Source organism: Mesotoga sp. H07.pep.5.3 (assembly GCF_002752615.1).
GTDB classification, from domain to species: domain Bacteria; phylum Thermotogota; class Thermotogae; order Petrotogales; family Kosmotogaceae; genus Mesotoga; species Mesotoga prima.
Genome location: NZ_AYTV01000012.1, coordinates 17419 through 32359 on the forward strand (window position 1 = coordinate 17419; position 14941 = coordinate 32359).

Below are 14941 nucleotides of genomic sequence, written 5' to 3' on the forward strand. Positions count from 1 at the left end.
ATCATGGATAGACACTTGCCCACGAACGAATAGCCGATCTTCCTTTCCTAACTGCCTTACTACTGCTCCTGAAGGTCCCTTTGATGGAACACACGATGAGTATCCACAGAGGAAGCACTTTCTGAAGATCACACTCCCCCGGTTCAAGCAGGACTCAGTAGATTTCTTTCGCTTTCATTCCAGAGTAGTAGCTTCAACTCATATGTTTCATACAATGCCTGTTTCATCTATCATGTTACACTAATCGTCAGATTTAACTCTATTCAACTGTGACGCTCTTTGCTAGATTTCTAGGTTTGTCGGGATCAAGTCCCTTCTTGACGGCGACATAGTATGCAAAGAGCTGTAGATACGGTGACATAACGAGCGGATAAATTGGATCCAGAACTCGCGGTACCTCTATTCGGCTGTTTACCGACTTTGCTACTTCCTTGTCATTCTCGGAGCACAGAGCCAGTACCTTGGCGTCTCTGGCCCGTGTCTCCATGATATTTGAAATCATCTTCGATTTCAGTTCGTCTTCGGGGACAATTGCAAAGACCGGGAAGTCTTTGTCAAGCAACGCAATCGGCCCATGTTTCAGTTCTCCGGCCTGATAACCGCTGGCGTGAATGTAGCTTATCTCCTTGAGCTTCAAAGCTCCTTCAAGAGCGGATGCGTAGCTATATCCTCTACCTATGTACATGAAATGCTTATAATCCGAGTGTTCGGCCGCCAATCTCTTACACTGCTCGTCTGCTGTTGGGAGAGTATTTTCGAATACGGTGGGCATTCCTTCCAACTCGTTTACGATCTTCGGGATGTCGAACCCGCTTCTACCGGCAATGTCGGCAATGGCCGCTCCCAGGAGAAGCAAGACCGCCAGCTGGGCAACATAAGTCTTAGTGGCAGCAACACCTATCTCGGGACCGGCATTTATGTAGATTACCGCATCGCTTTCTCTTGAGATAGTTGACCCAACGACATTTGTAAGTGAAATGATCTTTGTTCCAAGCTTCTTTGCTTTCCTAATGCCCTCAAGAGTGTCTGCCGTCTCTCCGGATTGTGAAATCGCGACCACGAGATCGCTAAACCCTTCCTGCAATCTTCTGTATCGAAATTCTGAAGCGACTTCAACCTCTGCTCTTATTTCTGTATAGTCCTGGAGGAATCTTTGAAAGACCAACCCGGCGTGAAAACTCGTACCACATGCAAGAATAGTGAGCGATCTGGCCTTCTCTATTTCCTCTCTTAGATGCTCGATCTCATTGAAGTTCGGCACGCCACCCCGTATCCTGCCCATCAGGGCATTCCTCAAAGTCTGGGGCTCTTCGAATATCTCCTTAAGCATAAAGTGCTCGTAACCGCTCTTTTCCGCAGAGTCTTCACTCCAGGTTATCCTGGTGGAGGGTTTTCTGACGCTCGTTCCGTCCATTCTGGATATGTTTATGCCTTCCGGGCGAATAACCACGAACTCTCCATCATCGACGAAGTATACATCTCTTATATACCTCAATAAAGGTGTGACATCTGAGGCGAGAAACCCGCTCTCCCCGGTAGATCCTACAACGAGAGGACTGCCCTTTCTTGCTGCGACAATTACGTCGGGATGATCCTGATGAACTACGCCGATAGCGTAGGCACCTTCAAGATCCAGCAGAGCATGTCTGACTGCGGAAATTATATCTCCCGAATAGTGTTCTTCGATGAGATGGGCGATAGTCTCTGTATCAGTCACGGATTTGAAGATATGCCCCTTTTTCTCGAGATCGAGACGAAGAACATCGTAGTTCTCAATAATCCCGTTGTGCACAACTGCAATCTTTCCGGTGCAATCCGTATGAGGGTGCGCATTGAAATCGGAGGGGCCTCCGTGAGTCGCCCATCTGGTATGGGCAATACCCTGAACTACACTCGAGTCGAGATCGTCCCCAAGAAGCTTCTCGAGGGAGGAAATCATCCCAACGGCCTTCATTACCCGGAGACCGTCACGACTGTTAACTGCGACGCCGGCAGAATCATAACCCCTGTATTCGAGCTTTTTCAAAGCATCGACAAGCTTCCTTATAGTAAGGTCTTTCCCTACCATCCCGACTATTCCGCACAAATCACTTTCCCCCGAGTTTCTCTTCTAGCTTTTTTATCAAGTCGCCTTTCACTCCCTGGTAGGCAACTCTGATTGCATTCTTTATTGCAAGGGCGTTTGAATTTCCATGAGCCTTGACAACCGCTCCCTTGACTCCGAGAATGAATGCCCCGCCATATTCGCTGGGATCCATCGTTTTTTTCAGTCTTCCGAGCGCACGTTTGAGAAAGAGAGCACCTATAATTCCAAAAAGACCACTTTTCTTGATCTCTTTCTTAAGCGTGGCGGAAATCAACTTGCCCGTTCCTTCCATAGTCTTCATCGCGATATTGCCGTCAAACCCGCTGCAAACTACGACATCAACGTCTCCATAATTAATGTCGCGGCCTTCGACGTTTCCCGCAAAGGAGTCGCCCAGATCATTCTTGAGATAATCAAAGGCAAGTTTCGTGAGTTCCGTTCCCTTCTCCTGCTCTTCTCCGACATTGAGCAGCCCTACCTTCGGTTTTTCTCTCCCCATGAGTTTTGCGTACTCATAACCCATAGTGCCGAAATCCCTCAAGTGTTCTGCCCTCGCCTCGGCATTTGCTCCCGCATCGATCAGTATGGTGAAGCCATTCTTGGAAGGAACAAGAACCGCAATTGCTCCACGATCGACACCCTTGATTCTGCCCACGACAAAGAGCGCCGCTGCAAGCACTCCACCGGTGTTACCTGCAGATACCAGAGCATCGGCATTCGCATCTTTTACTTGAATAGCTGCCTTGTATAGAGAAGTCTCTTTTTTCCTCAGCAAAAGAGAAGGTTTCTCCGACATTGGAAAAACCTCTCTGGCATCTACTATTGAAATTCTTGAGGTCTCAGGAGATTTTTTTATCAGAGGTTTGAGATCCTCTTCTCTGCCTACCAGTAATATTTCGAGATCCTGAAACTCCTTCAAAGCAAGAAAGGCACCGTCTACGTTGACCTGAGGAGCATTATCTCCACCAAAGGCATCGAGGGCAATTCTTATGCTTTGCATTTATTACTCACCGATCTCAAGAATCTGTCTTCCTCCATAGTAGCCACAATGTAGACAAACCCTGTGTGGCTGTTTTGGTTCACCGCAGTTTGGGCACGTAGAAACAGCAACCTTTATTGAGCTATACATTTTTGCTCGCTTCAAGTGAGTCCTGCTTCTGCTTCTTTTTTGCTTTGGAACGGCCACGCTAATCCCTCCAATATCTAACTCTTCAATTTTCCCTTAAGCTCAGCTATCGCTTTGTGCCAGCCATCAGGCATTTCTTCCTTCTTCTGGCAAGAATGATTTGGCTCCTCGTTAAGATCCGCTCCGCAAAACGGACAAAGACCTGCACAATCCTTTTTACAGAGAACCTTCTGAGGAACCTCAACAATTATAGCCTCAATTACTCGATCTGACAAGTCCAGGAGATCGCCTTCAAGTGGCAAGAGATTCTCCAAATCATCGCCTGCGCCTTCTCTTACTAGTGGAAGAGAATCCCTTTGCACATATGTTGCCTCAACTGTTCCTTCAACTGGAATGGATACTACTTTCAGACAGCGGGCGCATCTGTCTTCTACGACGGTTTTTACGGAACCGGTAACGATAATCGAATCTTTATCTTTGTAAAGCTCGATGTGCACATCTACGTTGCTCAAGAGCTTGATCTCATCGGTGAAACCCGGATCCAGAACTAAATCTATAGTCTTCTTGAATTCGAAACTGTTCAGATCAACAATCAACTCATGAATCTTAGCCATACAAATCACCTCTGTGCCAGCAAATACTACAGTAAGGGTATTGCAAAACACTCTCGTTTCAATGAAGATAAGAAGAAAATTTCTTCATTCTGGATAGCAGATCTCTAGAGATCAAGTCCATATCGTCGGGACTCCTTTCCAGGGGATCTCCCAGTTTGATTTCGTCGACCTTAGAGAACCTATCTTGTACAAGTATTATATCCGTTGAAAGCCTGGCTGCCTCTGAAGGGTCGTGAGTAACCATGATGATGCTGATTTTCCTGCCAGTCCATAATTTCTGAATATCTTCGATGAGTCGATCCTTTATCACGACATCAAGAGAGTTGAAGGGTTCGTCCATGAGAATCAGATCGGGGTTGAATGCGAGTGCTCTTGCGATATTCAGTCTCCTCCTCATTCCACCGCTCAGTTGTGAAGGATACTTATTCTCATGACCTTTTAGGCCCACAAACGAGAGGTACTCCACAGGATTAGATTTTGGAGACACTATCGAGATGTTCTGGAAGGCGTTCAGCCATGGAATCAATCTGTCGTCCTGGAAAACAAATCCCAGCCTCTCGCTTTGGAGCTCGACCCTACCTGCATCCGGTTTCAGTATACCGCTTATCATTCTCAAAAGAGTCGTTTTTCCGCACCCCGAGCTTCCCAGAATTGTGAGAAAGAAATCGCCTTCAACAGAATAGGAGAATTTGTCTACTATTGTTTCTCCGTCGAAAGCCTTGCTGAGATTGCTAACTCTTAAGAGCATACCGGCTACCCCTTTTAATAATCATGTCGAGAAGCCTTTCCGTCAAAATACCCAGAACAACAAGAACAAGTGTATACGCGAAGACCCTTTCTATGTTTATGGAGTATTTTGCGTCTGACATTGCTCTTCCTATCCCTGATGCTCCCACCATAAACTCGGCTACCGCAACTGATTTCCACATTATTCCTATTCCCGCTCTCATGGAAGATACGATAAAAGGAAATGCAGAAGCGAGATAGATCTTTCCGAAGACTGTATTCCTGGGAATCTTGTAAATCTTGGCCATTTCGACAAGCTTCTTATCCACGTTTCTTACGCCCTCTGCTATGTTTATTGTGAAGATCGGAAACAAGGTAAGGAATACTATATATACAGGGGAGGAGAAGCCAACTCCCCACCAGAATATTGCCAGGGCCAGCCACGACACAATTGGTATAGATTGCAGGATAACTACTATCGGCTTAATCAGCTCATATAATACATCGATTAGTCCCATAACGAAACCAACAGCAAGGCCAAGACCCAGCGCAATGAACAATCCGAGGAATGCCTTTGCGCAAGTTTCCGCGATGTCCGACCAACCCTTCCTGCTCGAGATGATTCTTAGAAATTCTTCCATTGTCTCTAACGGGCCGGGCAACAACAGGTCGCTCGAGACTATTGCAGATGCGATGAACCACCCCAGCAGCAGAAAGCCTACCGAGACGGTTGGGGCCAACGTCCTCTTTCTAGAAGAAGAGAGCATCGATATCGAAATCACCCGTTAGCTCTGGATCAAGTTCCTTGAGTCTATCAAGGTAGATCGCAATGTCCTCTCTCGCATCTTCGGCCGTCAAAAAGAGGAAACCTGCCGTATCCATTGCCTTTTGCAGTACCGGTGCAGGGAATCCGCCCATCTTTTCCGATACGGTTGCAGCGGTTTTCTCCCTGTTTGTAAGAGAGAGATTCATAGACTGCTGATACAGAAGCAGGAACGACTCCGCAACGCCTCTGTCGAGAGTGCCGCTGACGAATATTCCCGATGTAGGGATGTTAATCCTCTGTTCGTTGAAACTCTCCCAAAGATCTTCTATTGGCATCGATCTTATCGAACCTTGCACACGTGTTTCGGCAAGCGATGCGAAGGGCTCGGGCACGAGAATTACCTTAGCCTTGCCCCCGGCGAGCAACTGAACTGCCTCTGCCCCACCGACATAGACAATATCCAGGTCTCTTCCGACTTCGTATCCCTTCGACTCGAGAGCACCGCGAAGGATAGTATCTGCAGTCTGTCCCGGTGCCTGAAGAGTATATACTTCTGTATCGACCAGGTCCTCAATGTCTTCTATCGTCTTTTCTGTAGATATGAAATAGAAACCGTTCCACATGCTGACGGCTGCTAGCTTTATGTCTACACCGGACGATGCGAGTTTAACCCCTACAGTGACGGGAAGAAGGGCAATTTGTGCCTTTTCGGTAACCATCATCGAAATAGCCTCATCTACGCTTCTCCAGAGATTGATCTCGAGACCGGGAATCTCTTCTGATAAATTAGAGGAGAGCAGCTCGGCTATCGGAATCAACGTTGGGCCTACTGGATTGATGTAATTCACCCCAAAAGAAAAGAGAGTGATGAAAAGCAGAGTTGACACTGCAACGAATTTCCTCATTAAGAACCACCTCCATACCCAATTATACACTGAATTAGCGTCTCCGACGACGGCTTATCAGCTATGAAGGCCAAATTGAGAGCCCGGAGCCGAATTTGCGATCTCAGCGTGCTTTTTTCTCCCGCAGAGGCCAAGATCGCCCTCTATGAGGAGTTTGGTAATTTGAGCTCTGAGTGGTAGAATAATAGCGACATCTCATGCGAAGGGGGGAACAAAATGAACAAAAAAGAACTCATCGCTGAAATCGCTGAGAAAACAGGTGTTACTAAGAAGGATGCTGGAAAGACCCTTGACACGGTGATCGACATCATCGAGAAGACTCTTTCAAAGGGTGATGTCGTAAGACTTGTTGGCTTTGGCACATTTATGGTGGCGTCAAGGAAGGCCAGAAAGGGTGTCAATCCGAGAACCAAGAAGCCCATCACTATACCGGGCGGAAAAGTTCCGAAATTTGTACCTGGAAAGGAACTGAAGGAAAAGGTAAAATAGTGTCGTGGACTCTGCGGCGGCCGGAGTTGCCGCCGCTTTTGTTTTGGAGTGAAGGATTTGAAAGGATTATGGTTTTTTCTTATTGTCTTTATCATTGTTGTGGCCTTGGGTTCTTTCTTTAATATCTATTTTCTGAAGCAGTTCGGCGATGAAATGATTTCTAGCCTAAGCACGAGAGAGATCGAGAGCAAACTTCAGCTTATGTCTGAAAGGGTCTCCCTCCTTAACACGAATTTAGATTCTCTTTCCTCTTTTGAAGTGAGAGAGGATCTTTCGAGAATCATTACGGACTTTGAAAGAATAATCGCAGATATTAACTATGTCTCGAACTCCTTGAGCGGTAATCCCGTGCTTGATTCCATCGCACAGCTTTCTTCAGATTTGAAGCTGATAAAGAAATCCATCGACTTACTGGACAGTGGAGAAAGCATAGACTATTCGACTCAAATTGAAGGGGTACAGGGAAAGATCGTATCTCTCGAGTGGCAGGTTGAAGAGCTGAAGAAGCTGCTCGAATCTAGCACAGCTGATCTGAAGAAATCGGTCATGAATGTTAACGCGTTTTCAAGTCAGGCTGATCAGTCTTATAAAGAGGAAGTCGGAAAAGGCGTTCGCATAAGAATAGAATCGGGCTTCAAGGGGAGCAGCATTCTTCATGACAGCGATATCCTGATGATCTTGAACGAGTTATACGCTCTGAGGGCCACGGAGATCTCGCTCAACGGTAAAAGGATAATGCCATACACATATGTACGCTGTGTTGGTGCAACTGTTATAATTAATGATGAACCGACTAAAATTTCGCCCATTGTGATTGAGGTTTTGGGCGAGTATGATTATCTTGTTTCCGGTCTGGGTCTCTTGAAGGAGTTTTTTGCAGGCAGGGAGATTGACATGACTTTTCTGCCTCTTGAATTTATCACTATTCCCGCGGGAGGGGGTTGATTCAGTTGAGAAAAAGTGCCCTTCTATTTCTTCTGGTACTTATCATGGTTTTCTTCACGGGGTGTGACTTCCCGTTTATTACGAGGGATGATTTTACCCAAAGAATGGATGCGCTCGAACAAAAAATCGATTCTCTGGCAGCTGGCCAGAAGAAGCTTGCCCAGCTAGAGGATGCCGTCGAGGAGCTTGCTTTCAGGATAAATTTCGTTCAGGCAATTGAACCTACATATGCCGGTTATGAAGAACTTGAGGCTGTTAGGGCGGAGCTTCAGATAATCAAGAACATGCTTGCCGAGTCGGTTATAGATTCCGCATCTTCCGCAGCGATCGTTAAGACACTCTACGACAAGATCGACGGAGTTCTAACCAGTACTGTGGAAAACAACATAATTACTCGGGAAATCGATGACCTGAACAGAAAGGTTCAGGCGCTTGAATCACTAAACTCTTCGAGGTACTCGGAGTTGGTTCAGAGAATCTCCGAGATTGGCACTTACGATAGTTCCATTGACGAGGCGAAGTATGAAGAGCTGCTCCAGAGGATCGAGGAGATAAAGAGCGCAGAAGTTGTCGTTGTACAGCAGGAATCCGATGAAGATGATCGCAGGTACGAAGAACTCGTTAACAAGGTTGAGGAGCTCGCCGCCAGAACCGATATCTCCGTTCTTGACAGCGCTAAGTATGATTCCTTGGCAAGAAGACTTGCCGAGCTGGAGCAGACCGTAGGTTCATCTGTGATAGATTCTGAGGTCTTCAACGAACTCGTTTCAAGAATAGACGAAATGGATTCCAGAACGCGCGAACTCGCCGATAATCTCCAGACCATTGAGCGGCAGGAGGAGCCTGAAGAGAAGAACTTTGTGACGATGGCCACTTTTCTGGGAGAGATTTCCGATATAAGAAGCAGGCTTGGGGCAGCCGCATACGAGACAATTGAACCGACTTCCCATGTATCTTACATTGTTAAATCGGGCGATAACCTGTGGAGCATTGCTCAAGCGTACGGGGTAACTGTGGAACAGCTTAAGGCGATGAATCCTGAAATCAAGAACTGGGATCTGATCTATCGTGGCGATGAGATAAAGATCCCGCTTTCTCTGGACAATCTCATGGCCAAGGCTTCCATTGCCACTCATTTTGGACTGAATCTTGGCGTGGATTTTCTTGTGGATTCGATAGAATCTAATTTCGGAAGCTATGACTATGGTTATGCAAATCCCGGTATGGACCTTACCGTGCCTCCAGGCTCAAGAATCACGGCTTTTCTTCCGGGAAAGGTCATACTTTCGGAAAGAGTAAATGATTTGTATGGCGAGATGGTTGTGGTGGACCACGGAAACAACATGAAGACCGTATACGCGCGTCTGGGCAGCCGCATGGTTATGAAGGGTGATTTTGTTAGGGTTGGGGATACTATCGGATCGGCCTCGGACGCCAAAGGAAATCTTCATTTCGAGTTCTGGAAAGCCGATGTGCCTGTCAATCCAGCCGATATAATATTCGAGAATGTCGGGACTTTCGAAGTGACTATGTACACCGAATGGGATGATGCAAAGAATCCTACGTCGCCATCATTCAAGATGACTGCGAGCGGCGATTTCGTTAAGGGATATAGAACGGTAGCAGCAGATCCAGTTGTAATTCCTCTTGGTTCAATTGTCTATATTCCGTTCTTCTCATCTTCTCCAAACAAGGGTTTCTTTGTTGTGGAGGATACCGGGAGCTCGATCAAAGGAAATAAGATCGATGTATATACCCATGACTTCGATACGGCATCGAATTTCAAAGAGGATCTTCTTGTGTACGTGGTGAAGAAGCCTTGAGTAGAATAGTAACTGTTATTCTCTTATTTGCCTGTATTATAGCTGTTTCGGGAATGGGAGCGATTACGCTCGGCCAGAGGTATCCTTTGGGCATAATGCCATCCGGACTGCTGAAAATTAAGAACAGCAGTGGTACTTATTACGTAACTCTCGTTAAGGGCGACTCCGAGTTAATAGTCTTCGATGCAAATTTCAGACCTGTGACGATCTTCGACTCGATGCGCAATGATGGAATCAACGATATCATCTACAGGGACGGGAAACTCTACTGCTTTGGATTCTACAGTGGCAGGTTGATTGTTGTGGACGCTTCCGTTCATCCTAGTAAATGGAAAAAGATCGACGAGATTCCAACATCCAGCAGGCTAATCACCGGGTCGTTCATAGATGGAAAGGTTGGAATATTGACTAATGAGTTCGAGTTCCTGCTGCTGGACATATCCAAGAGGGAGATAATAAAGAGGCAGAAGCTCCCGGTCATAGCTCTATCTATAGCTGAAGATTCAAATTTTTTTTTCGTATCGCTCTTCCACAACTATAATCTTCTTACACGTTCCCACGAGACCGAAAAAGGGCTTCTCGTATTTGATGAATGGGGTAATCTGGTAAACGAAGCAAATGTCGGTAAACGGCCATCTTATATTCTTTTAGAGGGAGAAAGAATCTTCCTGGTTTCATATGTGGATGAGAATCTCAAGGTTCTTTCTAAGAGAGATCTAGCAGAGATCACCACGGTTCAGCTGGGTAGATATCCAAATTTTCCTGTGATTCACGACGGGAAGATCTGGATCGCATTGACCGGCGAAGACCAGATAATGACGGTAGACCTGTCCACCTACAGTACCAAGAAATATGATTTAATGGGTCGCGGTCCGATAAAAGTCGTTCACAGTGAAGATAAAATTTACGTTCTGGAGACCGTTACTGGAACACTCGAGGTTCTTGATAGTCGAGGGAATACGATAGAATACGTAGAGTTACATGGCTATCCGGTCGATCTCGTCTTCAACGGAATGGAAATGGCTGTGCTGCTTCAAGAAGACTGGCAAACCGGAAAGAACACGGGAGCTCTTCTGCTACTAAGAAATTGACGATTTTGGAGGTTCAAAAATGATAAAGAAAGGCTTTTTCAGACTCACTCTTTCATTGATCTTGGTGGTTATTTCAACTGTTTCTTGTCTTGATGTGTCGGTCAGACTACTTAAAGTAATCCATATGTTGTCTGTCGAAGAGGGGGAGACGCTTGAGATCGACCTTATGTCTTATGTTTTTCCTGCCCATATTGAAGAATCAATAGAGTTTGAAATTCTGCGCGGAGTAGGTGAAATTGAAGATACAAAATACGTCTTTAGCCCCGATTATGATTCTTCGGGAGTTTACGAAGTCGAGCTACAAGCGAGCACCAGCGATCAGACAGACACGCGGGTATTTTCTGTAAGAGTTTTGGATAAGAATAGGGCCCCTTCAATCGAAATTCCGAACCAGAGTATTTCTACTGAAGAGAGTCTAGATTTAGATCTCATGGAGTTTTCCGTTGACCCGGATGGTGACACATTGTCTTTCTCTCTCGTAAGTGGGGTGGGCGGAATTCAGGGTAGTAATTACAGTTTCACCGCAAGTGAAGTCTATGTAGGTGAAAATGAAGTCACAATTAGCGTGGGCGATGGCAAAGGCGGAAGTGACAGTAGCTCATTTTTAATAACAGTATTCAGATCGAACGAACCTCCGCAACTCGACGTGCCTGATCAGAATATTAAAGAAGGGAAGAGTCTCTCGATAGACCTTCTGGAATACTCAAATGATCCAGATGGTGATGCTCTTTCATTCGAACTGATTTCGGGCGTTGGCGCAGTAACGGGCACGAGCTATGAGTACACTTCCAATTATGAGAGCGAAGGAGTCTATCAGATTACAATTGGAGTTGTAGATACAAAGGGTGCAACCAGCTCGGACCAGTTCCAGCTAACTGTTATTAACGAAAACAGGAAGCCTTCGATACCGACAGATCCAATACCAGCTAACAATGAAACTGACGTAGCGACCGGTTCCTCTTTGGCCTGGTCATGCAGTGATCCTGACGATGATACCCTCCAATATGACGTATATTTCGGAAAGACTGAAAATCCGTCACTTGTTGCCGAGGGAATTCAATCTAATAGCTTTGCCATTGAAGGCCTGGAATGCGATACAGTTTACTACTGGAAGATAATCGCTTCTGATGGTGAGGAAATTACCGAGGGCCCGCTCTGGAGTTTCAAGACCACAACTCCTCCCGTCTTCCTGGAAATAGCTGTCAGTGGGAGCTTAGCAATTTCGCCGATTGCATTGTTAAATGGTGTTGAGCGACAGTTCCCAATAACATATGAAGGTTACAAAAACGAGAGTATATCGATAGACGTTCCGAAGGTGCAGCTTTTTGATTCTGCCTTGCCTGCCGGTGACGATGTGAGACTGGAGTTCATGGGATGGAGCGATGGGGAAGATAATTCGGTGCGATCTATTACTCTTAAAGAATCTATGACCCTCCTTGTCGACTTCGATGCCGAATACTATGTGAGTATCACAAGCAATTTACCCGTAGATCTTGGGATAATAATCGAAGGTGCTGACTGGTATGGATCGGGTGAGAAGGTAACAATAGCAGCACCGAAAGTAGATAACTTCTCTTTCGACAGATGGATCATGAACGGCGAGGAAGTTGTTGGGAGAATAATTACCTTCTATGCAGACGGGCCAACTAATTTGTTAGCTTTGTATACGCACGATTGCCCTTAAGAAGAGATCTCTAGATCATACTCAGATATCTTTCGTAGGTGTCCGGGGCGATCGTTGCAATTCGCTTGAATCCTTTTTTTGATAGCTGTAAAGCTCCAGCGACGTTGGCTCCGGACGAAATCCCTACGAGCAGTCCTTCTTTTTTGTGCAGCCATTTCATAACTGAAAGCGCCTCTTCGTCTTCAATCGTCATCACTTCGTCCAGCAATGAAAGATCAAGCGTTTGCGGTTTGAAACCGGGACCGATTCCCTGTATCTTATGACTTCCGCTTCTTCCCTTTGAAATGAAGGGAGATCCTTCGGGTTCTATTCCCGCGATGCACACGTCCGGTTTCTTCTCTTTGAGGAACCTTCCGACACCGGAAACGGTTCCCCCGGTACCCATTCCACATATGAATGCGTCGATATCTTCCCCAACTTGAGAGTATATCTCAGGACCTGTCGAAGCGTAATGGTATCCTGGATTCGACTGGTTGTTGAACTGATCGAGCATGAAGGAGTCCGTGTTGTTTTTCAGATAGGTCTTTGCCCCGTCATAGGAACCTGATATCCCCTTTTCGGAGGGAGTTTTGACTACTTCAGCACCAAGCGCTTCCATTATCTTTACACGTTCGATACTTGCAGATTCCGGCATGAAGAGGACCGCTCCGTAGCCTCTTGGGGCCGCAAGCATTGCAATTGCAATGCCTGTATTTCCACTTGTCGGCTCCACAATGGTCATTCCCTTTTTCAGGATTCCTCTTCTTTCAGCATCAAGAATCATTCCAAGAACGGCCCTGTCCTTGATGCTGCCGCCGGGGTTATTCTTTTCAATCTTCAGGAAGATCTTTGCAGAATGGCCAAAAGAACTTAGTTCCAGAAGCGGTGTATTGCCTATCGCATCAAACAGGTTCATCCTGATTTCTCCCCCTTTCTACTGTTGGTGCATGAATTCTTGCGGGGATACCCGCTGCAAGAGAGCCGTAAGGCACGTGTTCGAGCACGACGCTATTTGCCCCCACTCTTGCATTATCGCATACATATATAGGACCAAGAATCTTGGCTCCCGCACCTAGCACTACGTTTCGTCCAACGTCCGGATGACGCTTTCCCGTCATGACGTTTTTTGAACCAAGGGTTACGCCGTGATAAATCAGTGTTCCTTTGCCTACCGATGCTGTGGAACCAATTACTACTCCTGAGCCGTGGTCAATGACGACTCCTCCTTCAATTCTTGCGGCGGGATGAATGTCCATAGAATAAGCAACCCTTGAGAAATAATGTAGAATTCTCGCGAAAAGACCGAGGCCTCCATTCCATAGAAGGTTGGAGATCCTGTACAGCAGTAAACCATGGAACCCGGCAGAAAAGAGAAAGACATGCCACTTTCTGGAAACTGTAGGATCTTTTTCTAGATAAGCCTTTAGATCTTCTGAAATGTCGATTCCAGTCTGTCTTATATTTTCGAATGCCTTCATCTAACCACCCTCTTATTTTGCCTCATAGAGAAAGTATACTAAATGAATCGGGATTAGAGTTACCGGTTGGTAAATCTCCCTCTCTTACGGAGGGCCGCAAAGAGCAGTGAAGAGAAGGCAGCCATTACCATTCCCGAAATCCCGGCAATGGTGTACATTCTCCTAATACCGAATGCACGTATCAATACGCCTCCCAAGACTGAACCCAGGAGATAACTCAGTCCCATAGTTGACATCCAGTAGATTGTGAGCGCCCTCGTCGCTTTGTTTTCTTCGAAATTTTTGTGGATGAAGTTTGTAACGGAATAATAGACCACAATGTAGTTGATTCCGTGCAAAGCTTGAAATAGTAGAAAGACTGGAAAAGATGGAGCAATTGAAGTCAGGAACCATCTTAGCCCCGTAGCAAAGATTCCCACAAGAAGCAGTCTGGTATTGCCTATTCTATCTATGATCTTTTCGGCGAAAAGAAGAAAAGGCACCTCTGAGAGTGCCATCAACGAAAAGGAGAAACCTACCGATGAAAGGTCGTACCCCATATCACTGGTCAAAAGAGGGAGAAAGGTTGATCCAAACGCACCGACTGTTATCGATGCAACTCCTGCCAGCACAAGCAAGTAGAATTCGACTGGCAATGGCGTGGAATTCCTTTCGCTTTCACTCCTTCCAAGCATCCGCTTTGACGGATAAGCTCTGCTCACTGCGGCAGCTGTCAGCAGCGATACGCTGGCAATTATGAAGATCATTACGAAGCCTGCCCTCAATGCGATTCCAGAGATTAGGGCAGTTGCCGAATAACCTACAGTACCGAATGCCCTTGCCATGTTGAAGCGTTTTCCCTTGCTCCTCAAAGACGGTACTACTACGGATTCTGAGATTGGGACGATGCTGACCGCAAAGAATGCAAAAAGGGACATCGCAATCAATGAGGTTTCAAAGGTTGGAGTCAGAAAGACACCCCATACGGTGATCGCGGAGACGATCGAAAGCGTCCCCATTACCAAAGCGCCGCCTCTTCTTCTTGACCTCTTGAACCAGAAGGGATTGGCAATTACTGAAAGTATAGGAGTAACCGCCATTAGAATTCCGATTTCGACTGAAGAGAAGCCTTTGCTCTGGAAAAACTGACTGAAAAGAGCCATAACGCCTAGATTTGAGTAGATAAAGATTTCTGTAGCTGTCTCACGAGCGCTGGAAGAGGCTCCAGAAAGAAAAAGCGGCACCAATTA

General features: G+C 46.2%; 15 protein-coding genes. 5 read left to right on the forward strand and 10 right to left on the reverse strand.

The features are described from left to right. Window positions 1-259: 259 nt before the first annotated feature. From glmS to V513_RS03755, 7 genes are read right to left on the reverse strand one after another with little or no spacing between them, the layout of a single operon-like run. The gene (glmS, locus tag V513_RS03725) at window positions 260-2086 is read right to left on the reverse strand and encodes a glutamine--fructose-6-phosphate transaminase (isomerizing) (protein ID WP_099771777.1); all 1827 of its coding nucleotides are present in this window, start codon (window positions 2084-2086) and stop codon (window positions 260-262) included. Between the two features lies 1 nt (window position 2087). Then, the gene (gene plsX, locus V513_RS03730) at window positions 2088-3077 is read right to left on the reverse strand and encodes a phosphate acyltransferase PlsX (protein ID WP_180274843.1); all 990 of its coding nucleotides are present in this window, start codon (window positions 3075-3077) and stop codon (window positions 2088-2090) included. Between the two features lie 12 nt (window positions 3078-3089). Continuing rightward, window positions 3090-3272, reverse strand: coding sequence for a 50S ribosomal protein L32 (gene rpmF, locus V513_RS03735; protein WP_014730134.1), 183 nt, complete (start codon window positions 3270-3272; stop codon window positions 3090-3092). Between the two features lie 17 nt (window positions 3273-3289). Then, window positions 3290-3826 (reverse strand): YceD family protein, encoded by a 537-nt coding sequence (locus V513_RS03740; RefSeq protein WP_014730135.1) that lies wholly within the window; start codon window positions 3824-3826, stop codon window positions 3290-3292. 58 nt (window positions 3827-3884) lie between these two features. Continuing rightward, window positions 3885-4574: an ABC transporter ATP-binding protein gene (locus V513_RS03745; RefSeq protein ID WP_099771779.1), complete on the reverse strand. Its 690-nt coding sequence runs from the start codon at window positions 4572-4574 to the stop codon at window positions 3885-3887. Continuing rightward, window positions 4558-5334, reverse strand: coding sequence for an ABC transporter permease (locus V513_RS03750; RefSeq protein WP_099771780.1), 777 nt, complete (start codon window positions 5332-5334; stop codon window positions 4558-4560). The genes V513_RS03745 and V513_RS03750 overlap by 17 nt, the downstream gene beginning before the upstream one ends. Further along, window positions 5303-6223, reverse strand: coding sequence for an ABC transporter substrate-binding protein (locus V513_RS03755; protein WP_099771781.1), 921 nt, complete (start codon window positions 6221-6223; stop codon window positions 5303-5305). The genes V513_RS03750 and V513_RS03755 overlap by 32 nt, the downstream gene beginning before the upstream one ends. Window positions 6224-6439: 216 nt before the next feature. On the opposite strand from V513_RS03755, the gene V513_RS03760 reads away from it, so the two are divergent. Genes V513_RS03760 through V513_RS03780 form a run of 5 tightly spaced genes read left to right on the forward strand, consistent with a single transcriptional unit; the run spans window position 6440 to window position 12255 of the window. Beyond that, entirely contained in the window at window positions 6440-6712 is a 273-nt protein-coding gene (locus tag V513_RS03760) for an HU family DNA-binding protein (protein ID WP_006491697.1), read from the forward strand. Window positions 6713-6760: 48 nt separating this feature from the next. Then, window positions 6761-7657 (forward strand): DUF881 domain-containing protein, encoded by an 897-nt coding sequence (locus V513_RS03765; RefSeq protein ID WP_099771782.1) that lies wholly within the window; start codon window positions 6761-6763, stop codon window positions 7655-7657. A gap of 5 nt (window positions 7658-7662) precedes the next feature. Further along, window positions 7663-9480, forward strand: coding sequence for a peptidoglycan DD-metalloendopeptidase family protein (locus V513_RS03770; RefSeq protein ID WP_257211932.1), 1818 nt, complete (start codon window positions 7663-7665; stop codon window positions 9478-9480). After that, window positions 9477-10571, forward strand: a complete 1095-nt coding sequence (locus V513_RS03775; protein ID WP_099771784.1) for a YncE family protein — start codon at window positions 9477-9479, stop codon at window positions 10569-10571. The genes V513_RS03770 and V513_RS03775 overlap by 4 nt, the downstream gene beginning before the upstream one ends. Before the next feature lie 19 nt (window positions 10572-10590). Further along, window positions 10591-12255, forward strand: a complete 1665-nt coding sequence (locus V513_RS03780) for an Ig-like domain-containing protein (protein ID WP_099771785.1) — start codon at window positions 10591-10593, stop codon at window positions 12253-12255. A 10-nt stretch (window positions 12256-12265) separates the two neighbouring features. Here the strand turns inward: V513_RS03780 and cysK are convergent, their stop codons facing one another. Genes cysK through V513_RS03795 form a run of 3 tightly spaced genes read right to left on the reverse strand, consistent with a single transcriptional unit; the run spans window position 12266 to window position 14935 of the window. Continuing rightward, window positions 12266-13150 carry a cysteine synthase A gene (cysK, locus tag V513_RS03785; RefSeq protein WP_099771786.1) on the reverse strand — a complete coding sequence of 295 codons (885 nt, stop codon included), beginning with the start codon at window positions 13148-13150 and terminating at the stop codon, window positions 12266-12268. Next, on the reverse strand, window positions 13137-13712 hold the full coding sequence (epsC, locus tag V513_RS03790; protein WP_099771787.1) for a serine O-acetyltransferase EpsC: 576 nt from the start codon (window positions 13710-13712) through the stop codon (window positions 13137-13139). The genes cysK and epsC overlap by 14 nt, the downstream gene beginning before the upstream one ends. Window positions 13713-13771: 59 nt before the next feature. Next, a complete protein-coding gene (locus tag V513_RS03795; protein ID WP_257211998.1) occupies window positions 13772-14935 on the reverse strand; it encodes an MFS transporter in 1164 nt (387 codons plus the stop codon). Window positions 14936-14941 lie beyond the last annotated feature (6 nt).